Raw genomic sequence first — 22,163 nt, 5'->3', positions numbered from 1 at the left:
GATTAGAAGCGGAAGGTCGCGGTGGCAACAACCTGACGTCCTGCGCCCCAGTAGCATGCATATTCGCTGTAGCAGCTGGAGACGTATTCACGATCGAAGATGTTGTTCACGTTGACGCCGACAGACGAGCCCGGCAGTCCAAAGCGTGCCAGGTCATATTTCACGGTCGCGTCCGCCAGTGCGTAGCCCGCGACGTTGAACGACTGGTAGGCTTTTGGCGACGAGGCAGAGTAGTAGGACACGGTGTTACCGATGTAACGGGTGCCTGCCCCTACCGTCAGACCGCTCAACGCCGTCTCGTGGAAGGTGTAATCTGCCCACAGAGACGCCATGTTACGCGGCACTTCCGCCGGACGACGGCCTTCATACCAGGTATCGTGCGTGTATTCCGCATCAGTAAAGCTATAGGAAGCCGTCACGTTCACGTTGGCAGATACTGCCGCTTTCGCTTCCAGTTCGAAACCGCGAGAGCGAATTTCACCGCCCTGTACGCTAAAGCCGCTGGTCGGGTTCGCCGGATCGGCCGTCAGGTTGTTGTTTTTGGTCAGCTGATACACCGCAGCGGTGACCACCACAGGCAGATCTTTCGGTACATACTTCACGCCCGCTTCATACTGCTTGCCGCGAGCCGGATCGAACGGTTTGCCGCCCTGGGTTGCGCCGGAAATAGGCTCGAAGGATTCGCTATAGCTGAAGTACGGCGTAATACCGTTATCAAACAGGTAGTTGATCCCGCCGCGCCAGGTGAATGCCCGATCGTTGATTTCAGCCGTCGTGTCGGAGGAACGCGTCAGTGTGGACGTTTTGGCAAAATCATAGCGTCCACCCAGGGTCAGTACCCACTTATCCCACTCAGCCTGATCCTGCGCGTACAGGCCCGTTTGCTCCTGACGATTGAGCACGGCATACGGGAAGTTCACGTTGATATTGGCATTGTTGTGCTGCGGATTCGTCATGCTGATAGGGTCAGCGCTGCCGTAATCTGCATCAATATCGTTACGCATGCGCAGGTAATCGACGCCCGTTAACAGAGTATGATCCACTGCACCGGTCGCAAATTTGGACTGCAGCTGGGTATCGACCGTGAACGAGTTGAGGTCCTCATCAGAGCGCACGTACGCGCGGCTGATCTGAGCCGGTGCAATATAGCCGTTACCGTAAACGGAACGGTAAAGCGTATTGATTTTGGTGTAGCGCAGGTTTTGACGCACGGTAAAGGTGTCATCAAACTGATGCGAGAAGCTGTAGCCCACCATTTTCTGGCGACGGGAGATCTTGTTGTCTTCGTCACCTTCGTTGAAATCGGTCGGCAGCTTGTGCGCGTTGCCGTTGGCGTCATAGTAAGGCACAACGGTACCTTCCCGCGGCAGCCAGCCGTAATAGCCTGCATCCGGATCGCTCTGAAAGTTGCTCAGGAAAGTAAAATCGGTTTTATCGTCAGGACGCCAGCTGAAAGCAGGTGCAATAGCGTAGCGGGAAGATTTCACCATCTCCTGCTGCGCATTTTCGCTGCGCCCCAGACCGGTCAGACGGTATGACCACACGCCGTCATCATCAATCGCATCGCTGAAATCAAACCCTGTCTGCCACAGGTTATCGGTACCCATTTTGAACTGAATTTCTTTCAGTGGCTCGGTGGTTGGCCGCTTGCTGACCATGCTGACCACGCCGCCCGGGTGGCTTTTACCGTACAGAACGGACGTAGGGCCGCGCAGCAGCTCGACGCGCTCAAGGAAATACGGATCCATGGACGCTTCAGAATAGTTATCACCCTGCAGCTTCATCCCGTCCAGATACTGGTTGGTATTCACGGTACTGGAGGTGGTGAACCCACGGATAGAAACAACATCATACGTTGTTGACGCGCCGCGCGTTGCGAACACGCTCGGCGTATAGGCCAGCGCCTGTTTAACCGTACCCGGCTGCTTCATGTCCATCTCTTCGCGGGTGACGACAGAAATAGACTGCGGGGTTTTCTCAATCGGGGTATCGGTCTTGGTCGCGGTGGCGGTGCGTTTGGCCGCAATCGTGGGTGCCGGTCCCCAGGCACTTTCCTGTGCCGCAGGTGCTGCGGTTACCGTGATGGTTTCTTCTTTTTTCGGGGTTTCTGCCGCATGAGCATACGCGGACACGCCGGCAACCGCTGTGGCGACGACGACCGCGAGTTTACGCAGCGACGTGTTCATTGGCTGAGCAGTATTGGAAAGCGCCATGATGTTTCTCTGATGGAAAAGTGAATGATAACGTAAACGAGAATTATTATTATGAGCGCCAGAATAATATGCGAAACGCAGGTTGCATAGCAAGCAGTAAGCGGCCCTACGAGAATTAAGGGTTTAAGAAATAGACAAGAGAAAACGAAGGGTTAATCAGAGTTAAAGTGAGGGTTAACGAAATGAGGTTTACGGGTAAAAAAAGCCCCCTTCCGGGGAAGAGGGCTTTAAAAGTTAGTTACCGCCAAACATGTCCTTAATCCAGCCGGCTACGCCATCGCTGTCTTTCTTCTCATTCTGCTGCTGCGGCTGTTGCTGCTGCGGCTGCTGTGGCTGAGAAGACTGATCGAACGGGTTGCCGGTCGGCTGTTCAGGCTGGCTCTGCTGGCACAGGGAATCCGGGTTGGTTGTCCAGACCGGCAGAGTACGCATTCCGCCGCCGCAGACGAAGTTACCGGAGCTGTCCACGCCCATATCGACGATATCTTCCGGCGCGACAAGGTTCAGCGGCACCGGTGACTGATTCGCCAGATAGCGCTGGTAAATCGACATCGCCCCGCTCGCCCCGTACAGCTTGGTCGGCTGGTTGTTGTCGCGTCCTACCCAGGTAATGACCACTTCACGGCCATCGATACCGGCAAACCAGGTATCGACGTTATTGTTGGTGGTCCCGGTCTTACCTGCCAGATGCAGGCCCGGATACTTCGCACCCAATTGACGTCCCGTACCACGCTGCACCACCTGCTGCATCGTCCACAGCGTCATGTAGGCCGCCTGAGCAGGAACGGCACGCTCCGCCTGCGGGAAGCTCTGATACAGCACGGAGCCATCTTCGGCAATCACCGAACGCAGGGCGGACAGCGGCGCGCGGTTACCGCCGCTGGCGATGGTCTGGAACGCCTGCGCCACTTCGATCGGCGTCAGGTTAAGCGCCCCGAGGATCATCGCCGGCACCGGGTGCAGCTGATCTTTCGCCACGCCCAGCTTCTGCCAGGTATCGACAATGGCCGGCAGGCCCAGCGACATACCCAGGTTTACCGTCGGCACGTTCATGGAGCGCGTCAAAGCATCCACCAGCATCACCTGACCGCTGAACTGCTTATCGTCATTCTGCGGTGACCACACCTGGCCGTTAGGCTGGCGCAGGGAGATAGGCGCATCCGCAATCCAGGTATTCAGACGATACTGGTTTGGCTGACTCAGGGCAGTCAGATAGGTCGCCGGTTTTGCCAGAGAACCGATCGAGCGACGCGCCTGCATGGCACGGTTGTAGCCTGCAAACTGCGGCTCGGCACCGCCCACCATCGCACGAACTTCGCCGGAGTTGCGGTCAACCACCACCATCGCGGTTTCAAGATCGGAGAGCTTACGCTGTTTCTTCAGCGCCGGAATACCTTCCACCGCCGCTTTTTCTGCCGCATCCTGCGCCACGGAGTCAAAGGTGGTGAAGATCTTCACGCCGGAGAGATCTTTGACCTTATCGCCAAGCTTGCTTTGCAGTTCCTGACGCACCAGCTGCATAAACGCAGGCTGAGGCGAGATCACCCCACCGCGCGGCTGAACGCCAAGCGGACGTGCGCTCAGCATGTCGTACAGCTCCTGGTCGATCACCTGCTGTTGTTGCAGCAGACGCAGCACCAGGTTACGACGCTCCAGGGCCAGTTTCGGGTTACGCCACGGGTTATAAATGGACGCCCCTTTCACCATGCCCACCAGCAGCGCCTGCTGATCCAGGCTCAGCTCTTCCACCGGACGACCAAAGTAGTACAGGCTCGCCAGCGGGAAGCCGCGGATTTCGTTATCGCCGCTCTGACCGAGGTACACCTCGTTCATATACAGCTCAAGGATACGATCCTTGCTGTAGCGCGCGTCCATCAGCACGGCCATGTAGGCTTCGTTCGCTTTACGCCAGTAAGAGCGTTCGCTGGAGAGGAAGAGGTTTTTCACCAGCTGCTGAGTCAGCGTACTCGCTCCCTGCACGGTACGACCGGCAGTCAGGTTCGCCAGCACCGCACGACCAATCGAGTAGAGGCTGATGCCGTCGTGCTCGTAGAAGTGACGGTCTTCGGTCGCCAGCAGCGTATCGACCAGCAGATCCGGGAAGCCGTTACGCGCCACGAACAGACGCTGCTCGCCGTTTGCCGACGAGAGCATGGTGATCAGACGCGGATCGAGACGGAAGAAACCGAACTGGCGGTTATTATCCATGTTCTCGATGGTATCCAGACGATCCCCGTCAAAGGTCAGACGCGCGCGCACCTGACCCTCTTTGCTGTCCGGGAAATCAAACGGACGACGGATCATCTCAATGCTGTTCGCCTGCACGGTAAATTCGCCAGGGCGCGTCATTTTTGACACCTGACGATACTGGGTGGCTTCCAGCAGTTTTACCATTTCGTTTTTCGTGATGGACATATCTGGCTCAAGGTTCACCATGCGGCCATACACTGCCGCAGGTAACTGCCAGACTTTACCGTCGATACGGCTGCGGATCTTCTGATCCAGATACACGCCGTAAATTGCCATCAGCACAACAAAAACAATAAAGAGCTTCAGCAGCAGCCAGAACCAGCCGCGTTTGCCCCGAGGCTTGCGCCCTTTGCCTTTCCCTTTACGCGGCATCGGTTCTTCATCCTCATCATCGTCTTCATAGTCATCGTCATAGTCCTCATCTCTGAGGCGACGACGGCTTACTTTTTCTTTCGCCGGACGCGTTGGTTTTCCCTTACGTCCTATTGGCTCGCGGTCATTCCCCGCCATGCTTTTTCTCCGCAACTTTCAGGCGCAAAGGCCAGATTTTCTTTTCTTTCACAGGCCTGTGAAAGAAGAAATCTCTCAAAATTAGTTCTCCCTCTCCCTGTGGGAGAGGGCCGGGGTGAGGGCATCAGGCCGCACATCCCATCCCTTTCAGGAATATTTCTTCGTCCGCCTCGTCGGCGCCGTATTCGCCGGATCGTCCGGCCAGACGTGTTTAGGGTACCGCCCCTTCATCTCTTTCTGCACGTCACGGTAGCTCCCCGCCCAGAACGCCCCTAAATCTCGGGTGATCTGCAAGGGGCGATGCGCAGGCGACAGCAGTTCAAGCACCAACGGCACGCGTCCTTCAGCGATAGACGGCGTGGTTGCTTCACCAAACATCTCCTGCATCCGAACCGCCAGCGCCGGCGGATTATCCTCATGATAACGGATGGCAATCCGGCTTCCGGTCGGCACAGTGTAATGCCCTGGCAGTTCACTATCCAGACGTTGACGCAATGACCAGTCCAGTAAATTCTGTAACGCAGTCTTAACATCAAGCGCCTTAAGGGCACGCAGAGAGTGCACGCCGCTCATCTGCGGCAGTAGCCAGCGTTCAAGCGTAGCCAGCAGCGTCTCGTCATCCACCGCTGGCCAGCCCTGTTCCGGTAGCCACTTTGCGGCGCAGAGCAGGCGAATGCGGTACTGTTCCGCCTCCGGCGTCCAGTTCAGCACGCTCAGCCCTTTTTCCCGAATGCCGTTCAGCATAGCCTGATGAAGCTCGTCTTCCGACGGCTTCGCCAGCGGTTTCGTCCCGAGCGTCAGTTTCCCAATCTGGCTACGACGAAACGCCTTCAGCGTGCCCTGCGCATCATCCCACTCGACGATGTCCGATTGCTTAAGCAACTGCGGACAGCTACGGGTCAGGGCATCGATATCGACGGCAATCGCCTGCAGGATATGCGCATCGGGGGAGTTGCTCCCCTGCAGCAGGAGCGGCGCAATCAGCCACTCATGACGCGTCAGGGCGTCATCGCTGTCCAGCATCGCCCCCATGCCGTTTGCCAGTTGATATCGACCGTCCAGCCCGCGCCGACGCGCAATTCGATCCGGAAACGCCTGCGCTAACAGCCGGGAAATCCTCTCGCTGTCTGGCACGCCGCCGCGGCTGTTAAGCCGTTTGCACAGTTGCTGCGCCCGCTTCTGCCAGTTCCCCTGATTGCGTGAAAACGCCTGCCCCAGATCGCTGCTGCCTCCGCGTGGCGGCTCCTCAAGAATAGCCGCCAGTTTTGCCGCCGTGGCAATTTCATCATCCCCTTGCGCGGCCACCAGCATCGCGGCCAGACGCGGATCGTTGCCCAGCGCCGCCATTTTCTGGCCGTGTACCGTCAGACGTTCGCCTTCCAGTGCGCCAAGCTCAGTTAACAGACTGCGCGCAGCGGTGAGGTTAACGACAGGGGGAGAATCAAGCCAGGTAAGCTGTCCAGGATCCGGACAGCCCCACTGCAGCAGATCCATCACCAGGCCCGACAAATCACTTTGTAAAATTTCCGGCGTGCTTTGCTGCGCCGCGCGTTCTGCCTGTTCCGCGCTGGTCAAATGCAGGCAAATACCCGGCTCAAGACGCCCCGCACGGCCCGCGCGCTGCACCATTGACGCCTGGCTGATGCGCTGCGTCAGGAGTTTAGTCAGCCCGGTGCGCGGATCAAAGCTTGCCACCCTCTCCTGCGCGCTATCCACCACCAGGCGAATACCTTCGATGGTCAAACTGGTTTCAGCGATGTTGGTTGCCAGCACCACCTTGCGCTGCCCCACCGGGGCAGGAAGGATAGCTTTACGCTGCTCCTGCAGCGACAGCGCGCCGTAGAGCGGGCACAGCAGTACATCACCGCCTACGCGAGAGGAAAGCTGCTCCTGCACGCGCTGGATCTCACCGACACCCGGCAAAAACAGCAGCAGGGAACCGGGTTCCTGGCGCAGCAGTTCAGCAGTGGCAATGGCGACCGCCTCGTCAAAACGCAGGTGGGAGGGAAGTGGTTGATGGCGGCGTTCAACAGGAAACGCTCGCCCCTCAGAGCTGATAACCGGCGCATCAGGTAGCGCCTGCCGTAGCCGCACATTGTCCAGCGTCGCCGACATTATCAGCAGACGGAGATCGTCGCGCAGCCCCTGCTGAACGTCCAGCAACAGCGCAAGGGCCAGATCCGCCTGCAGGCTGCGCTCGTGGAATTCATCCAGGATCACCAGCCCGATGCCGGTCAGCTCCGGATCGTTTTGCAGCATGCGGGTGAGAATCCCCTCGGTGACCACCTCAAGGCGCGTGGTCGGGCCCACGCAGGTCTCGGCGCGCATCCTGTAACCTACCGTTTCGCCCGGTTTTTCATTCAGCAGTTCCGCCAGGCGCTGCGCCACGTTGCGCGCGGCCAGCCTGCGCGGCTCCAGCAGGATAATTTTCCCGCTGATGTTCCCGTCTTTCAGAATTTGCAGCGGCAGCCAGGTGGACTTACCCGCCCCCGTCGGGGCATTCAGCAAAACCTGCGGGGCAAGACGTAAGGCAGCGAGAAGGTCAGGAAGAACGACGGCGACCGGCAATGAGGACACTAACAGCTCCAGAGGGTTAACATTAGTCGGCGTACATTGTAGCATCGGCGCATATCATTACCGAGTCCTCCGTATGCCTGAGTCGAAACGGCTGTTTTTTGCCATTGAATTGCCCACAACACTACAGCGTCAAATTGTTCGCTGGCGCGCCGATCGCTTCCCGCCGGAAGCCGGTCGTCCTGTCGCGGCGGCTAACCTGCACCTGACGCTGGCTTTTTTGGGCGACGTCAGTGCCGAAAAACAGCGGGCGTTAGCCGCAATGGCCGGGCGTATTACCCAGCCGGAATTTACGCTACACCTCGACGACGCGGGTCAGTGGCTGCGTTCGCGTGTGGTCTGGCTGGGGACGCGTCAGCCTCCGCGCGGATTATTACAGCTGGCGAACATGCTGCGCGCGCAGGCGGCGCGCAGCGGCTGTTATCAAAGCCCACAGCCGTTTCATCCGCACATCACCCTGCTGCGCGATGCCGGTCAGGCCGTTGCCATCCCGCCGCCGGGTTTTCACTGGGCCTTTCCGGTCAACACATTCGCGCTTTATGAATCCGTCTTTGCCCAGGGACGCACCCGCTATACGCCGCTACAGCGCTGGACGCTGGGCAACACCGAAAGGAACTCTGATGAAGTTTAGTCCTCCCCTGCAGCACGCTACGCTTATCCAACGCTACAAACGCTTCCTCGCCGATGTGATCACGCCTGAAGGCGAACCGCTCACCCTGCACTGCCCCAATACCGGTGCCATGACGGGATGCGCGACGCCGGGTGACAGGGTCTGGTATTCCACATCAGAAAATACTAAACGCAAATATGCCCATACCTGGGAAATGACCGAAACCCAGAACGGGGCATTTATTTGCGTTAATACCCTGCGCGCCAATCAACTGGTTAAGGAAGCGCTGACCCATGGCGTAATTCCCGAACTGGTCGGTTATGGCACGCATAAAAGCGAAGTGAAATATGGCGATGAAGGCAGCAGAATTGACTTCATGTTACAGGCGGAAGACAGGCCGGAGTGCTATATTGAAGTGAAATCAGTGACGTTAGCGGAACAGGAAAATGGCTACTTCCCGGATGCGGTAACGCTACGTGGCCAGAAGCATCTGCGAGAGCTAATGAGTGTTGCGGCGGCGGGCAAACGCGCCGTATTGCTGTTTGCAGTGTTGCATTCAGCCATTGAACGTTTCTCCCCTGCCCGCCATATTGATCCTAAATACGCGCAATTGTTGAATGAGGCACAAAAGCAGGGGGTAGAGGTTTTCGCTTATAAAGCGGAACTTTCTGCCGATAATATGACTCTGAGATCCTCTCTTCCCATTGTCTTATAAGGGATTAGACGATTGACGATTAAGTGTTCTGGCCGCGTGCGCAAATACGCTTTTCCTCACAGGCTTGTCAAGTGTTACGTTTAGATAATTGCCATACGGAAAAGCATCTGCTATTTATAGCGACCTGATTTTTCCCCCAACACGGGGATCGATAGTGCGTGTTAAGGAGAAGCAACATGCAAGAAGGGCAAAACCGTAAAACATCGTCCCTGAGTATTCTCGCCATCGCTGGGGTGGAGCCGTATCAAGAGAAACCGGGCGAAGAGTATATGAACGAAGCCCAGCTGTCGCACTTCAAGCGTATTCTTGAAGCATGGCGTAATCAACTCAGGGATGAAGTCGATCGCACCGTTACTCATATGCAGGATGAAGCTGCTAACTTCCCGGACCCGGTAGACCGTGCCGCTCAGGAAGAAGAGTTCAGCCTCGAACTGCGTAACCGTGACCGCGAACGCAAACTGATCAAAAAGATCGAGAAAACGCTGAAAAAAGTCGAAGACGAAGATTTTGGCTACTGCGAATCCTGCGGTGTTGAAATTGGCATTCGTCGCTTGGAAGCGCGTCCAACCGCCGATCTGTGCATCGACTGCAAAACGCTGGCCGAAATCCGCGAAAAACAGATGGCCGGTTAATACCAGCGCTGTTTACACACTCCAAAGGCGGGAGTCTCTCCCGCCTTGTTACTGTTGATATGTCTGAATCACACTATATTGGGCGCTTCGCGCCATCTCCTTCCGGTGAATTACACTTCGGCTCATTAATTGCCGCGCTCGGCAGCTACCTGCAGGCTCGCGCCCGCCAGGGAAAATGGCTCGTCCGCATCGAAGATATTGACCCTCCGCGTGAAGTTCCCGGTGCAGCAGAGACCATTCTGCGTCAGCTGGAACATTACGGTCTTCACTGGGATGACGAGGTTCTGTGGCAGTCAAAGCGTCATGAGGCCTATCGGGAACGTCTGGCCTGGCTTCGCGCTCAGGGGCTTTCCTATAACTGCACCTGCACCCGCGCACGCATCCAGAGCGCAGGCGGCGTTTATGACGGCCACTGCCGCACGCTGAACAACGGTCCTGAAAATGCCGCCGTGCGCATCAGACAGCACTCCCCGGTGATGCACTTTAACGATTTACTCTCCGGTGAAATTCATGCCGATGAACGTCTGGCGCGTGAGGATTTTATTATTCACCGTCGCGATGGCCTGTTCGCCTACAACCTGGCCGTGGTGGTGGACGATCATTTTCAGGGCGTGACGGAAATAGTGCGCGGGGCGGATCTGGTCGAGCCGACCGTGCGACAAATCTCGCTGTATCACCAGTTTGGCTGGACGGCACCGGATTACATTCATCTGCCGCTGGCGGTTAATGCGCAGGGCTTAAAATTGTCAAAGCAGAACCACGCCCCGGCCCTGCCAGACGGCGATCCGCGTCCTGTTTTGATCGACGCGCTGCGATTTCTCAACCAGAATGTAACCAACGAATGGCAGGATCTGCGTATTGACGAACTGCTGAAAATGGCTATTGCTAACTGGACGCTCGCGGCAGTGCCAAAAATCCAGCATTCTCAAATGCGTTGCGCTGAGCTATGATTAGCCGCTTTTTTCATAACAAAACACACTACGAGGTGTACCATTTTTACCCGAGTCGCTAATTTTTGCCGTAAAGTGCTAAGCCGCGAAGAGAGCATGGCGAACGATGCTATTGCACAGCCACACATGTCGGTTATTCCGCGTGAGCAGCACACTATTTCCCGCAAAGATATCAGTGAAAATGCCCTCAAGGTGCTCTATCGTCTGAATAAAGCGGGCTACGAGGCCTATCTCGTGGGCGGTGGAGTGCGTGATTTACTGCTGGGCAAAAAACCCAAAGATTTCGACGTGACGACCAGCGCCACGCCTGAGCAGGTGCGCAAATTATTCCGTAACTGCCGTCTCGTTGGCCGCCGTTTCCGTCTGGCTCACGTGATGTTTGGGCCGGAAATCATCGAAGTGGCGACCTTCCGCGGCCACCACGAAGCGGGCGCGTCCGATCGCACGACGTCGCAGCGCGGCCAGAACGGTATGCTGCTGCGCGACAATATCTTCGGTTCTATCGAAGAAGATGCTCAGCGGCGCGACTTCACCATCAACAGCCTCTATTACAGCGTCGCGGATTTCACCGTGCGCGATTACGTCGGCGGCATGCAGGACCTGAAAGAAGGTCTGATCCGCCTGATTGGCACGCCGGAAACGCGCTACCGTGAAGATCCCGTGCGTATGCTGCGCGCCGTGCGTTTCGCCGCCAAGCTGAATATGCGCATCAGCCCGGAAACGGCGGAGCCAATCCCGCGTCTGGCGACGCTGATTAACGACGTGCCGCCTGCTCGCCTGTTTGAAGAGGCGCTGAAGCTGCTGCAGGCCGGCCACGGTTTTGAAACCTACAAACTTCTGCGCGAATACAACCTGTTCCAGCCGCTGTTCCCGACCATTACCCGCTACTTTACCGAAAACGGTGACAGCCCAATGGAGCGGATGATTGCGCAGGTGCTGAAAAATACCGATACCCGCATTCGCAACGACATGCGTGTGAACCCGGCGTTCCTCTTTGCCGCGATGTTCTGGTATCCGCTGCTGGAAACGGCACAGCGTATTACCCAGGAGAGCGGGCTCGCCTATTACGATGCGTTCGCGCTGGCCGCCAACGACGTGCTGGACGAAGGCTGCCGCACGCTCGCCATTCCGAAACGGATTACCACCCTGGTGCGCGACATCTGGCAGCTTCAGCTGCGCATGTCCCGTCGTCAGGGCAAACGCGCCTGGAAGCTGATGGAGCATCCTAAATTCCGCGCGGCCTTCGATCTCCTGTCGCTGCGCGCGGAAATTGAACGCAACCAGGAGCTGCAGCGTCTGGCGCAGTGGTGGGCTGAATTCCAGGTCTCCGCCCCGCCAGAGCAGAAAGATATGCTGACCGGGCTAGATGAAGAGCCGGAACCGCGTCGCCGTCATCGTCGCCCGCGCAAACGCGCGCCGCGTCGTGAAGGAACAGCATGACCCTCGCGTATATCGCCATCGGCAGCAATTTAGCCTCTCCGCTGGAGCAGGTGAAGGCTGCCGTACAGGCGCTGGGCGACATCCCACAGAGTCGGATCGTGGCGGTCTCCTCGTTCTACCGCACACCGCCGCTGGGGCCACAGGATCAGCCAGACTACCTCAACGCCGCCGTGGTCCTTGAGACTGAACTGGGTCCCGAAGCGCTGCTGGACAATACCCAGCGTATTGAGCTTCAGCAGGGCCGTGTACGCAAAGCCGAACGCTGGGGCCCCCGCACGCTCGACCTCGACATTATGCTGTTTGGTCACGAGACGATTAACACTGAACGTCTCACCGTTCCGCATTACGACATGAAAAATCGCGGGTTTATGCTCTGGCCGCTGTTTGAAGTCGCCCCTTCCCTTACCTTCCCTGACGGGCTCTCGCTAAAGGCCGTTCTCAACAGTCTCGGTGCGGAAAAACCCGCTCGCTGGTAAAGCCGTTTTTTTATTGGTTAACCATAAAATATTTGTGGTTAATCGATTGCCTAAAATCATTGTTCCCTCGAATGTTACTGTTAGAATGCGCAAAGATTCGCTTTTGGGCTATCAGGAAACAGTATGAAACCAACCACCATCTCCTTACTGCAGAAATGCAAACAGGAAAAAAAACGCTTCGCCACCATCACCGCGTATGACTACAGCTTCGCCAAACTGTTTGCCGAAGAGGGGATCAACGTCATGCTGGTCGGGGATTCGTTAGGGATGACGGTACAAGGACATGATTCCACCCTGCCGGTGACGGTTGAGGACATCGCTTACCATACCCGCGCCGTGCGCCGTGGCGCTCCAGCCTGTCTGCTGCTTTCCGATCTGCCGTTTATGGCCTATGCCACGCCGGAACAGGCATTCGAAAACGCGGCGGCAGTGATGCGTGCCGGTGCCAATATGGTCAAAATTGAAGGCGGCGCCTGGCTTGTTGATACGGTGAAGATGCTCACCGAGCGCGCCGTGCCGGTGTGCGGGCATTTAGGCCTGACGCCGCAGTCTGTGAATATCTTTGGCGGCTACAAGGTGCAGGGCCGCGGCGATGCCGCCCAGACGCTGCTGGATGATGCTCTGGCGCTGGAAGCCGCAGGTGCACAGCTGCTGGTGCTGGAGTGCGTGCCGGTTGAGCTGGCGAAACGCATTACCGACGCGCTGTCCATTCCGGTGATTGGTATCGGTGCAGGCAACGTGACCGACGGTCAGATTCTGGTGATGCACGATGCCTTCGGTATCACCGGCGGACACATCCCGAAATTTGCCAAAAATTTCCTCGCCGAAGCGGGCGACATGCGCGCTGCGGTCAGGCAGTATATTGCCGACGTTGAATCCGGTGTTTACCCGGGTGAAGAACACAGTTTCCATTAAGGAGTCTCGTTGTGCTAATCATTGAAACCCTGCCGCTGCTTCGCCAGCATATCCGCCGCGCGCGTCAGGAAGGTAAACGTATCGCACTGGTCCCGACCATGGGCAATCTGCATGACGGCCACATGAAGCTCGTCGACGAAGCCCGCGCGCGGGCAGATATCGTGGTGGTCAGTATCTTCGTGAACCCCATGCAGTTTGACCGCGCAGACGATCTGGCGCGCTACCCGCGCACCCTGCAGGAAGATTGCGAGAAGCTTAAAAAACGCCACGCGGATATCGTCTTCTCACCTGCACCGGCAGATGTTTACCCGCAGGGTACCGAAGAGGCAACCTACGTTGACGTCCCGGGCATTTCCACCATGCTCGAAGGCGCGAGCCGCCCGGGCCATTTCCGCGGCGTTTCCACCATCGTCAGCAAGCTGTTCAACCTGGTACAGCCGGACGTTGCCTGCTTTGGCGAGAAAGACTTCCAGCAGCTGGCGCTGATCCGCAAGATGGTTGCGGATATGGGTTACGATATCGAGATTGTCGGCGTACCGATTGTACGCGCCAAAGACGGTCTGGCACTCAGCTCGCGTAATGGCTACCTGACCGCCGAACAGCGTAAAATCGCGCCGGGTCTCAGCAAGGTCATGAACACCATGGCTGAGCAGATGCTGGCAAAAGAGTTAACAGCAGAAGAAATTATCACCCTTGCCGAGCAGGCGCTTAACGATAAGGGGCTTCGTGCTGACGACGTACAAATTCGTGATGCTGATACGCTGCTGGAATTAACACAGAACAGCAAGCGCGCAGTCATCCTGGTGGCGGCCTGGCTAGGTCAGGCGCGTCTGATCGACAATAAAGTGGTTGAGCTGGCGTAGTTCCTTTCACCCCTGATAATTATAGGTAAACGTAATGATTCGCAAAATGCTGCAAGGTAAGCTTCACCGTGTGAAAGTCACGCAGGCCGACCTGCACTATGAAGGCTCCTGCGCCATTGACCAGGATTTCCTTGATGCAGCAGGTATCCTCGAAAACGAAGCGATTGATATCTGGAACGTGAACAACGGTAAACGCTTCTCTACCTACGCGATTGCCGCCGAGCGCGGTTCTAAAATCATCTCCGTTAACGGCGCTGCGGCGCACTGCGCGGACGTGGGTGATATCGTGATCATCGCCAGCTTCGTGATGATGTCTGACGAAGAAGCGCGTCGCTGGCAGCCTAAAGTCGCCTACTTCGAAGGCGAGAATGAAATGAAGCGCACCGCAAAGGCGATTCCGGTTCAGGTTGCCTGATATTTACCCCTGCGGCTGATTGCTGATCAGCCGCGACATCGTCTCCAGCGAATCCGTTCTTAAGATATACAGGCGCTTCAGCAAGAACGGATTATCCCCCGGTTTGACCTTCCCTCGTACCGTCGTCACCGCCAGATGGAACCCGGCGTCATTCGCAGCTTTAATCGCCTTATCGTCATAACCGCCGAAGGGATACGAGAGGTAAAGCACGTGCGGGTTGAACTGCGCCAGGTCCCGGCGCGAGCGCTTAAAATCAAACAAAATATTGTGATAGCTGCGGCTAAGTAAAATGGGCTGATGGTTGTCGTCGACGCGGTGCAGGAAGTGCGTGTGGGACTGATAGTCGAACACGTCATGCATCTGCTCCAGCTCCGACACGCTCATAAACTGCAGGAATTTTGGCGCCCATTTTTGCGGGTGGCGCTTGATGCGCGACGAGATAATGAACGCCGTCGCCTTAAAGCCATACGCTTTGAGGATCGGGTAAGCATAGCGATTAACGGACTTCAGGCCATCGTCGAAGGTAATCACCACCGATTTCGCCGGCAGGTTCATCTTGTTGCGCACATACCCTTCCAGCTGATACAGGGTCAGGGTGGTATAGCCCTGATCGCGCAGCCAGGTCATCTGGTTGTTGAACGCACGCACGCTGGTGGTCGTGGAGGTATGGCGAAAACGGGTGTTCTCTTCGTCGCGCAAAATATGGTGGTAGGTAATGACCGGAATGCCGTTATCTTCCTGCGCGTCCAGGCTGCTGATCCAGGCCAGGCGGTTGCCGATGCGGATCTGGAACCAGGTCTGATTGAGGCGATCTTTGAGCTTGTTCAGGATCGGATAGCGAAGATTGGCGCTTAAGGTGCCGAAGGGTGCGCTACCGTTGTTCGGGGCGTTATAAACGGGCGTGTCTTTCCACGTTATCAGGTTTTGATTGCTCAGCGGTTTATTCAAATCCCCCAGGCCATCCTCGACGCGCTGTTTGCCTTGCACCGGCTCCAGGTGCCCCTTGTCGATAAAGCCCGTGCCAAATCCGAAGCGAAATTCATAGTAGTCCGCCGCCGCAGGCACCACCGCAAGGATCTGCCCTGCCCGCACGTTGCCGACGTTAATGACGCTGTTGCCGACCTGCGCCCAAATCGCCGCATCTTCGGTGGTTTGCATATATTGAGCAGGCAGTCTTTGCTGACTTAATAAACTGGCAGAAGAAGTGCCGGAGACGAACATCAATAGCAGGAAAACAATACGCGTGAACATGAGGGTCTTATTCGAAGCGGAAATACTTATGCCATTGTAGCAAAAGCGACATCAATACCAATGTTTAATTCTTATACAGGTCATGAAGCAGGACAAAAGGGGGATTTTTTTGCTGCTGATGCCACAAGCTGCTGACGCCCGGTGTACCCTGCGCGACGATAACGTTACGGAACGCCGCGCTGGTTAATGTTTCGCGCTGGGGATACATCATTTCAAGCAATGGAAGGCTAATACCGGAGATCACCTCGCAGCCGTCGTGCTTATGGCTCATCAGGGCCGCAGCACGGTACGGCGCCGCGCCGGATTTATCAGTAAGAAAAATGACGCCCTCTCCAGTGTCAGTTTCATGCAGGGCATCGCACATCATCCGGCCAAGCATGTTGGTGCTCAAGCCGCGCCAGTAGTTGACGGCGCGACACTGTGGCAGTGGACCAAACCTGGCTTCCAGCTTCAGCAGCATGTCCTGCGCCCGTTCATCGTGGCAGGTGATAACCCATCCCAGCATAACTCTCTCCTTAGCAGGCAAGTAGTTTAGCGGAGTGAAGGTTAGCTTACGGTGATAACTGTCAAAGAAAATGCCCGGCAAACAGAATGTCGCCGGGCTGAGGGCTAGCTGCGCAGACCGCGTCCGCGCTGGATCAGGTACCAGCACAGCAGGTAGAAGACGATGATGAACACCGCCAGCACCGCCACCGTGGTAAACAGCGGCACATCGGTGATGCCGAGGAAGCCGAAGCGGAAGCCGCTGATCATATAGACGATCGGGTTCAGGTGCGACAGCGCCTGCCAGAACGGCGGCAGCAGCGTCAGGGAGTAGAACACCCCGCCAAGATAGGTCAGCGGCGTCAGCACGAAGGTCGGGATCAGGCTGATGTCGTCGAATGTTTTGGCAAACACGGCGTTCAGCAAACCGGCCAGCGAGAAGAGGATTGCCGTCAGGAGCAGCGTCAGCGCGACGAACAGCCAGGAGTGCACCTGGAACGGGACAAAGAACAGCGAAATCGCCGTGACCAGGATCCCGACACACAGCCCGCGCGCCACGCCGCCGCCGACGTAACCGGCAATGATCACATGCGTTGGCACCGGTGCCACCAGCAGCTCTTCAATATTGCGCTGGAACTTGGCGCTAAAGAACGATGACGCCACGTTGGCATAGGCGTTGGTGATCACCGCCATCATAATCAGGCCCGGCACGATAAACTGCATATAGGTAAAGCCGTGCATCTCACCAATCCGGGAACCAATCAGGTTACCGAAGATGATGAAATAGAGCGTCATCGTGATGACCGGCGGCACCAGAGTTTGCACCCAGATGCGCATAAAGCGGTTAATCTCTTTCGCCCAGATGCTTTTCAGCGCGACCCAGTAAAGATGCGTCATGCCTTGTCTCCTTGTTTATCCTGCACCAGAGAGACAAACAGCTCTTCCAGTCGGTTCGCTTTGTTACGCATACTTAAGACCTGAATACCCTGCGCGCTCAGCTGTGAAAACACGCTGTTGATGCCCTGCTCGCGCAGCACTTCCACTTCCAGCGTCGAGGTATCGACGAGGCGGTATTGATAGCCTTCGAGCTTCGGCAGCGGGCTCTTTGCCGCCAGATCGAGAATAAAGGTTTCGGATTTCAGCTTGGAGAGCAAGTTCTTCATCGAGGTGTTTTCCACCAGCTCGCCGTGCTGAATGATGCCGATGTTGCGGCACAGCATTTCTGCCTCTTCCAGATAGTGGGTGGTCAGAATAATGGTGGTGCCTTTGTCGTTGAGGTCTTTGAGGAAGCCCCACATGGAGCGGCGCAGTTCAATATCGACACCCGCCGTTGGCTCATCAAGAATCAGCAGTTTTGGCTCGTGCATCAGCGCGCGGGCAATCATCAGACGGCGCTTCATCCCGCCGGATAACATCCGGGCGCGTTCGTTACGCTTTTCCCACAGGTCGAGCTGCTTGAGGTATTTTTCGCTCCGCTCCAGGGCCTCTTTACGCTCAACGCCGTAATAACCCGCCTGGTTAACGACGATCTGCTGCACCGTCTCAAACGGATTGAAGTTGAACTCCTGCGGCACCAGACCCAGCTGACGCTTGGCGTTCACCACATCTTTTTGCAGGTCATAACCAAAGACGCTCACCCGGCCGGAGGTTTTATTGACCAGCGAACTGATAATCCCAATGGTGGTCGATTTCCCCGCCCCGTTCGGCCCCAGAAGCGCGTAAAAATCACCGGCCTCTACTTTTAGATCTATTCCGCGCAGCGCCTGAACGCCGCCCGGATAGGTTTTTTTAAGCTGCTCAAGCTCCAGTGCAATTGCCATGAAATTAACTTACCTTCAGTTCTGACACACGTTGTGTGGTTTCATTAAAAGTCGGGTTACCCTATAGTAGCGCAACGCAATTACTCGGTTACAGGTCGCTAACCTCCATGAACAACATAGATACACTCATCAGCAACAATGCACTATGGTCAAAAATGCTGGTGGAGGAAGACCCCGGATTTTTTGGAAAACTCGCGCAGGCGCAAAATCCACGCTTTCTCTGGATTGGATGCTCCGACAGCCGCGTACCGGCGGAGCGCCTGACCGGCCTCGAGCCCGGCGAACTGTTTGTTCACCGCAACGTAGCCAACCTGGTGATTCACACCGATCTCAACTGTCTTTCTGTTGTTCAGTATGCCGTTGACGTTCTGCAAGTCGAGCACATCATCATTTGCGGCCACTACGGCTGCGGCGGCGTGCAGGCAGCGGTTGAAAACACGGAGCTGGGGCTCATTGATAACTGGCTGCTCCACATCCGCGATATCTGGTTCAAACATAGCTCACTGCTGGGCGAAATGCCGCAGGAGCGTCGCATGGATACCCTGTGTGAACTCAACGTGATGGAGCAGGTGTATAACCTGGGCCACTCAACGATCATGCAATCGGCGTGGAAACGCGGGCAGAAAGTCTCGATCCACGGCTGGGCGTACGGTATTCACGACGGTCTGCTGCGCAACCTGGAAGTGACCGCCACCAACCGGGAAACGCTGGAGCAGCGTTACCGTTCGGGAATTGCCAACCTTCAGCTTAAGCACGTAAACCATAAATAAAGCCGGGTAGCGGCTGCGCTTACCCGGCCTACATGTGCCCATTCGTAGGCCCGGTAAGCGCAGCGCCACCGGGCAACAAACCGCAATTACTCGTCCAGCAATACCACTTTCCCAACATACGGCAGATGGCGATAACGCTGTGCGTAGTCAATGCCGTAACCGACGACGAATTCGTCAGGAATAGAGAAACCGACAAACTCTACCGGCACCTGCACTTCACGGCGGTCAGGTTTATCCAGCAGGGTGCAAATCGCCAGCGATTTTGGCTCACGCAGGCTCAGGATCTCGCGCACTTTTGACAGCGTGTTGCCGGAATCGATGATGTCCTCAACGATCAACACATCTTTACCACGAATATCTTCATCCAGATCTTTCAGGATTTTCACATCACGGGTGGTGGACATGCCGCTGCCGTAGCTGGAGGCGGTCATAAAATCGACCTCATGGGGCACATGCACCTCACGGCACAGGTCGGCCATGAACATGAAAGAGCCGCGCAACAGACCGACCAGCACCATTTCGCTGCCGCTGTCCTTGTAATGTTCGGTGATTTGACGACCCAGTTCGGCGATACGCGCTTTGATCTCGGCTTCCGGGATCATCACTTCAACAGTATGTTTCATATTACTAACCAAATGATTTTAATGAAAATCTCTCAATACGGATGAGTTAATATCCAGCACTGATACGCAAGCTAGCCATTATATCAGCAAATGGATAACCCTGGCGTATGAGTTATAAAAAGCAAATATTGTGATTCCGATCACACTTGTTAATACCTATAATTAGTTGCTAGCAAATTATTAACAAAAACTGACGAGTACACTTTCTATGGCTGAAACAAACTCTAAACAGCCGCGTCTACTGGTGACATTAACAGCGCTATTCGCCGCCTTCTGCGGCCTGTACCTGTTAATCGGTGGCGTCTGGCTGGTCGCGATCGGCGGCTCCTGGTACTACCCGATTGCGGGCCTGGTTATGCTTGGCGTAACCGTCCTGCTCTGGCGTAGAAAACAATCTGCACTGTGGCTGTATGCCGCACTCCTTCTTGCCACCATGATCTGGGGCGTCTGGGAAGTCGGCTTTGACTTCTGGGCGCTGACGCCGCGCAGTGACATCCTGGTCTTCTTCGGTATCTGGCTGATCCTGCCGTTCGTCTGGCGTCGCCTGATCGTGCCGTCCAGCGGTGCCGTTGCGGCGCTGGTGGTGGCGCTGCTGATCAGCGGCGGTATCCTCACCTGGGCTGGCTTTAACGACCCGCAGGAGATCAACGGTACGCTGAACGCAGAATCCACGCCTGCAGCAGCAATCTCACAGGTTGCTGACGGCGACTGGCCTGCCTATGGTCGTAACCAGGAAGGCCAGCGTTACTCTCCGCTGAAGCAGATCAACGCGGACAACGTTAAGAACCTGAAAGAAGCCTGGGTATTCCGTACCGGCGACCTGAAGATGCCGAACGATCCGGGGGAACTGACCAACGAAGTGACGCCAATTAAAGTCGGCGATATGCTTTATCTGTGTACGGCGCACCAGCGTCTGTTCGCGCTCGACGCGGCCACCGGTAAAGAGAAATGGCACTTCGATCCGCAGTTGAACTCCAACCCGTCCTTCCAGCACGTGACCTGCCGTGGCGTCTCTTATCACGAAGCGCGCGCCGATAATGCGAGCCCGGAAGTGGTTGCCGACTGTCCGCGCCGCATTATGCTGCCGGTCAACGATGGTCGTCTGTTCGCCATCAATGCCGAAACGGGCAAGCTGTGTGAAACCTTTGCCAACAAAGGTATCCTGAATCTGCAGACCAATATGCCGGATACCACGCCGGGTCTGTACGAGCCAACCTCGCCGCCAATCATCACTGATAAAACCATCGTGATTGCCGGTTCGGTAACGGATAACTTCTCCACCCGTGAAACCTCCGGCGTTATCCGTGGTTTCGACGTGAATACCGGTAAGCTGCTGTGGGCCTTCGACCCGGGCGCGAAAGATCCGAATGCGATCCCGTCGGACGAGCACACCTTTACCTTTAACTCGCCAAACTCCTGGGCACCTGCAGCGTATGACGCGAAGCTGGACCTGGTCTACCTGCCAATGGGTGTTACTACGCCAGATATCTGGGGCGGTAACCGCACGCCGGAGCAGGAACGTTATGCCAGCGCTATCGTGGCATTGAACGCGACCACCGGTAAGCTGGCCTGGAGCTATCAGACCGTACACCACGATCTGTGGGATATGGATATGCCGTCCCAGCCGACGCTGGCGGACATTACCGTTAACGGCAAAACCGTACCGGTGATTTACGCTCCGGCGAAAACCGGCAACATCTTCGTACTGGATCGCAGCAACGGCAAGCTGGTTGTGCCGGCACCGGAAAAACCGGTTCCGCAGGGTGCGGCGAAAGGTGATTACGTCAGCAAAACCCAGCCGTTCTCCGATCTGAGCTTCCGTCCGAAGAAAGACCTCAGCGGGGCAGACATGTGGGGTGCCACGATGTTTGACCAGCTGGTGTGCCGCGTGATGTTCCATCAGCTGCGCTATGAAGGCATCTTCACGCCGCCTTCTGAGCAAGGCACACTGGTCTTCCCGGGTAACCTGGGGATGTTCGAGTGGGGCGGGATCTCCGTTGACCCTAACCGTCAGGTCGCTATCGCTAACCCAATGGCGCTGCCGTTCGTTTCCCGTCTAATCCCACGCGGTCCGGGCAACCCAATGGAGCAGCCGAAAGACGCGAAAGGCAGCGGTACCGAAGCCGGAATTCAGCCGCAGTATGGCGTACCGTTCGGCGTAACGCTGAACCCGTTCCTGTCGCCGTTTGGTCTGCCGTGTAAACAGCCTGCCTGGGGTTACATCTCCGGTCTGGATCTGAAAACCAACCAGATCGTGTGGAAAAAACGTATTGGTACCCCGCAGGACAGCATGCCGTTCCCGATGCCGGTTCCTGTGCCGTTTAATATGGGTATGCCAATGCTGGGTGGCCCAATCTCCACCGCCGGTAACGTGCTGTTCATCGCGGCAACAGCAGATAACTACCTGCGCGCGTACAACATGACCAACGGTGAGAAACTGTGGCAAGGCCGTCTGCCAGCGGGTGGACAAGCCACGCCGATGACCTATGAAGTGAATGGCAAGCAGTACGTTGTCATCTCTGCGGGCGGTCACGGTTCGTTTGGCACGAAGATGGGCGACTATATTGTCGCGTATGCACTGCCTGACGAAAACAAGTAACTGAAAAGCCCGGTGGCGCTTACGCTTACCGGGCCTTCGAGTACGCTATGTAGG

General features: G+C 56.4%; 19 protein-coding genes. 11 read left to right on the top strand and 8 right to left on the bottom strand.

Annotated elements, in window-relative coordinates:
* Nucleotides 1-2: 2 nt before the first annotated feature.
* The 3 genes from fhuA to hrpB all read right to left on the bottom strand — a co-directional run bounded on the left by fhuA (nucleotide 3) and on the right by hrpB (nucleotide 7,550).
* On the bottom strand, nucleotides 3-2,213 hold the full coding sequence (fhuA, locus tag BFG58_RS17045; protein WP_063620823.1) for a ferrichrome porin FhuA: 2,211 nt from the start codon (nucleotides 2,211-2,213) through the stop codon (nucleotides 3-5).
* Nucleotides 2,214-2,447: 234 nt separating this feature from the next.
* Entirely contained in the window at nucleotides 2,448-4,973 is a 2,526-nt protein-coding gene (mrcB, locus tag BFG58_RS17040) for a bifunctional glycosyl transferase/transpeptidase (protein ID WP_045907821.1), read from the bottom strand.
* Nucleotides 4,974-5,120: 147 nt separating this feature from the next.
* Nucleotides 5,121-7,550 carry an ATP-dependent helicase HrpB gene (gene hrpB, locus BFG58_RS17035; protein WP_069720179.1) on the bottom strand — a complete coding sequence of 810 codons (2,430 nt, stop codon included), beginning with the start codon at nucleotides 7,548-7,550 and terminating at the stop codon, nucleotides 5,121-5,123.
* A 73-nt stretch (nucleotides 7,551-7,623) separates the two neighbouring features.
* On the opposite strand from hrpB, the gene thpR reads away from it, so the two are divergent.
* The 9 genes from thpR (at nucleotide 7,624) to panD (ending at nucleotide 14,563) form a co-directional block, all read left to right on the top strand.
* The gene (gene thpR, locus BFG58_RS17030; RefSeq protein ID WP_045907819.1) at nucleotides 7,624-8,178 is read left to right on the top strand and encodes an RNA 2',3'-cyclic phosphodiesterase; all 555 of its coding nucleotides are present in this window, start codon (nucleotides 7,624-7,626) and stop codon (nucleotides 8,176-8,178) included.
* Complete coding sequence (sfsA, locus tag BFG58_RS17025; protein ID WP_039265695.1) at nucleotides 8,168-8,872, top strand: DNA/RNA nuclease SfsA; 705 nt, start codon at nucleotides 8,168-8,170, stop codon at nucleotides 8,870-8,872. The genes thpR and sfsA overlap by 11 nt, the downstream gene beginning before the upstream one ends.
* Nucleotides 8,873-9,048: 176 nt before the next feature.
* The gene (gene dksA, locus BFG58_RS17020; protein WP_001155232.1) at nucleotides 9,049-9,504 is read left to right on the top strand and encodes an RNA polymerase-binding protein DksA; all 456 of its coding nucleotides are present in this window, start codon (nucleotides 9,049-9,051) and stop codon (nucleotides 9,502-9,504) included.
* Nucleotides 9,505-9,563: 59 nt separating this feature from the next.
* Nucleotides 9,564-10,454, top strand: a complete 891-nt coding sequence (gluQRS, locus tag BFG58_RS17015; RefSeq protein WP_069720178.1) for a tRNA glutamyl-Q(34) synthetase GluQRS — start codon at nucleotides 9,564-9,566, stop codon at nucleotides 10,452-10,454.
* 42 nt (nucleotides 10,455-10,496) lie between these two features.
* Nucleotides 10,497-11,894 carry a polynucleotide adenylyltransferase PcnB gene (gene pcnB, locus BFG58_RS17010; RefSeq protein ID WP_080347332.1) on the top strand — a complete coding sequence of 466 codons (1,398 nt, stop codon included), beginning with the start codon at nucleotides 10,497-10,499 and terminating at the stop codon, nucleotides 11,892-11,894.
* Nucleotides 11,891-12,370: a 2-amino-4-hydroxy-6-hydroxymethyldihydropteridine diphosphokinase gene (folK, locus tag BFG58_RS17005; protein WP_048028475.1), complete on the top strand. Its 480-nt coding sequence runs from the start codon at nucleotides 11,891-11,893 to the stop codon at nucleotides 12,368-12,370. Before pcnB ends, folK begins: the two co-directional genes overlap by 4 nt.
* Before the next feature lie 123 nt (nucleotides 12,371-12,493).
* Entirely contained in the window at nucleotides 12,494-13,285 is a 792-nt protein-coding gene (gene panB / locus BFG58_RS17000; protein ID WP_008501941.1) for a 3-methyl-2-oxobutanoate hydroxymethyltransferase, read from the top strand.
* An 11-nt stretch (nucleotides 13,286-13,296) separates the two neighbouring features.
* Nucleotides 13,297-14,148 carry a pantoate--beta-alanine ligase gene (gene panC / locus BFG58_RS16995; RefSeq protein WP_069720177.1) on the top strand — a complete coding sequence of 284 codons (852 nt, stop codon included), beginning with the start codon at nucleotides 13,297-13,299 and terminating at the stop codon, nucleotides 14,146-14,148.
* A gap of 34 nt (nucleotides 14,149-14,182) precedes the next feature.
* Nucleotides 14,183-14,563 carry an aspartate 1-decarboxylase gene (gene panD / locus BFG58_RS16990; RefSeq protein ID WP_006173750.1) on the top strand — a complete coding sequence of 127 codons (381 nt, stop codon included), beginning with the start codon at nucleotides 14,183-14,185 and terminating at the stop codon, nucleotides 14,561-14,563.
* Nucleotides 14,564-14,566: 3 nt separating this feature from the next.
* On the opposite strand, the gene BFG58_RS16985 is transcribed toward panD, so the two are convergent.
* From BFG58_RS16985 to BFG58_RS16970, 4 genes are all read right to left on the bottom strand, one after another.
* Nucleotides 14,567-15,814, bottom strand: coding sequence for a polysaccharide deacetylase family protein (locus tag BFG58_RS16985; RefSeq protein WP_048225666.1), 1,248 nt, complete (start codon nucleotides 15,812-15,814; stop codon nucleotides 14,567-14,569).
* A gap of 64 nt (nucleotides 15,815-15,878) precedes the next feature.
* Entirely contained in the window at nucleotides 15,879-16,319 is a 441-nt protein-coding gene (locus BFG58_RS16980; protein ID WP_069720176.1) for a PTS sugar transporter subunit IIA, read from the bottom strand.
* A gap of 104 nt (nucleotides 16,320-16,423) precedes the next feature.
* Nucleotides 16,424-17,194, bottom strand: a complete 771-nt coding sequence (locus tag BFG58_RS16975) for an ABC transporter permease (RefSeq protein WP_032675960.1) — start codon at nucleotides 17,192-17,194, stop codon at nucleotides 16,424-16,426.
* Nucleotides 17,191-18,117 carry an ABC transporter ATP-binding protein gene (locus BFG58_RS16970; protein ID WP_008501946.1) on the bottom strand — a complete coding sequence of 309 codons (927 nt, stop codon included), beginning with the start codon at nucleotides 18,115-18,117 and terminating at the stop codon, nucleotides 17,191-17,193. The genes BFG58_RS16975 and BFG58_RS16970 overlap by 4 nt, the downstream gene beginning before the upstream one ends.
* A gap of 107 nt (nucleotides 18,118-18,224) precedes the next feature.
* Between BFG58_RS16970 and can the strand changes: the two genes are divergently transcribed.
* Nucleotides 18,225-18,887: a carbonate dehydratase gene (can, locus tag BFG58_RS16965; RefSeq protein WP_008501947.1), complete on the top strand. Its 663-nt coding sequence runs from the start codon at nucleotides 18,225-18,227 to the stop codon at nucleotides 18,885-18,887.
* A gap of 86 nt (nucleotides 18,888-18,973) precedes the next feature.
* Here can and hpt read toward each other — a convergent pair whose 3' ends face one another.
* Nucleotides 18,974-19,510: a hypoxanthine phosphoribosyltransferase gene (gene hpt, locus BFG58_RS16960; RefSeq protein ID WP_008501948.1), complete on the bottom strand. Its 537-nt coding sequence runs from the start codon at nucleotides 19,508-19,510 to the stop codon at nucleotides 18,974-18,976.
* Nucleotides 19,511-19,718: 208 nt separating this feature from the next.
* Between hpt and BFG58_RS16955 the strand changes: the two genes are divergently transcribed.
* The gene (locus BFG58_RS16955) at nucleotides 19,719-22,109 is read left to right on the top strand and encodes a glucose/quinate/shikimate family membrane-bound PQQ-dependent dehydrogenase (protein ID WP_048225662.1); all 2,391 of its coding nucleotides are present in this window, start codon (nucleotides 19,719-19,721) and stop codon (nucleotides 22,107-22,109) included.
* Nucleotides 22,110-22,163: the final 54 nt, after the last annotated feature.

The sequence above is a fragment of the Enterobacter sp. ku-bf2 genome (assembly GCF_001742765.1).
GTDB classification, from domain to species: domain Bacteria; phylum Pseudomonadota; class Gammaproteobacteria; order Enterobacterales; family Enterobacteriaceae; genus Enterobacter; species Enterobacter quasiroggenkampii.
The sequence above is the reverse complement of the archived record's forward strand: the minus strand, read 5'-3'. Positions and strand labels throughout refer to the sequence as shown.

Excerpts from the sequence above, each read along its gene's own strand:
- fhuA (WP_063620823.1), bottom strand. The coding sequence starts at position 2,213 with ATGGCGCTTTCCAATACTGCTCAGCCAATGAACACGTCGCTGCGTAAA.
- BFG58_RS16975 (WP_032675960.1), bottom strand. The coding sequence starts at position 17,194 with ATGACGCATCTTTACTGGGTCGCGCTGAAAAGCATCTGGGCGAAAGAG.
- BFG58_RS16955 (WP_048225662.1), top strand. The coding sequence starts at position 19,719 with ATGGCTGAAACAAACTCTAAACAGCCGCGTCTACTGGTGACATTAACA.
- sfsA (WP_039265695.1), top strand. The coding sequence starts at position 8,168 with ATGAAGTTTAGTCCTCCCCTGCAGCACGCTACGCTTATCCAACGCTAC.
- BFG58_RS16970 (WP_008501946.1), bottom strand. The coding sequence starts at position 18,117 with ATGGCAATTGCACTGGAGCTTGAGCAGCTTAAAAAAACCTATCCGGGC.
- dksA (WP_001155232.1), top strand. The coding sequence starts at position 9,049 with ATGCAAGAAGGGCAAAACCGTAAAACATCGTCCCTGAGTATTCTCGCC.
- BFG58_RS16985 (WP_048225666.1), bottom strand. The coding sequence starts at position 15,814 with ATGTTCACGCGTATTGTTTTCCTGCTATTGATGTTCGTCTCCGGCACT.
- gluQRS (WP_069720178.1), top strand. The coding sequence starts at position 9,564 with ATGTCTGAATCACACTATATTGGGCGCTTCGCGCCATCTCCTTCCGGT.
- can (WP_008501947.1), top strand. The coding sequence starts at position 18,225 with ATGAACAACATAGATACACTCATCAGCAACAATGCACTATGGTCAAAA.
- panD (WP_006173750.1), top strand. The coding sequence starts at position 14,183 with ATGATTCGCAAAATGCTGCAAGGTAAGCTTCACCGTGTGAAAGTCACG.
- BFG58_RS16980 (WP_069720176.1), bottom strand. The coding sequence starts at position 16,319 with ATGCTGGGATGGGTTATCACCTGCCACGATGAACGGGCGCAGGACATG.
- hpt (WP_008501948.1), bottom strand. The coding sequence starts at position 19,510 with ATGAAACATACTGTTGAAGTGATGATCCCGGAAGCCGAGATCAAAGCG.
- thpR (WP_045907819.1), top strand. The coding sequence starts at position 7,624 with ATGCCTGAGTCGAAACGGCTGTTTTTTGCCATTGAATTGCCCACAACA.
- folK (WP_048028475.1), top strand. The coding sequence starts at position 11,891 with ATGACCCTCGCGTATATCGCCATCGGCAGCAATTTAGCCTCTCCGCTG.
- mrcB (WP_045907821.1), bottom strand. The coding sequence starts at position 4,973 with ATGGCGGGGAATGACCGCGAGCCAATAGGACGTAAGGGAAAACCAACG.
- panB (WP_008501941.1), top strand. The coding sequence starts at position 12,494 with ATGAAACCAACCACCATCTCCTTACTGCAGAAATGCAAACAGGAAAAA.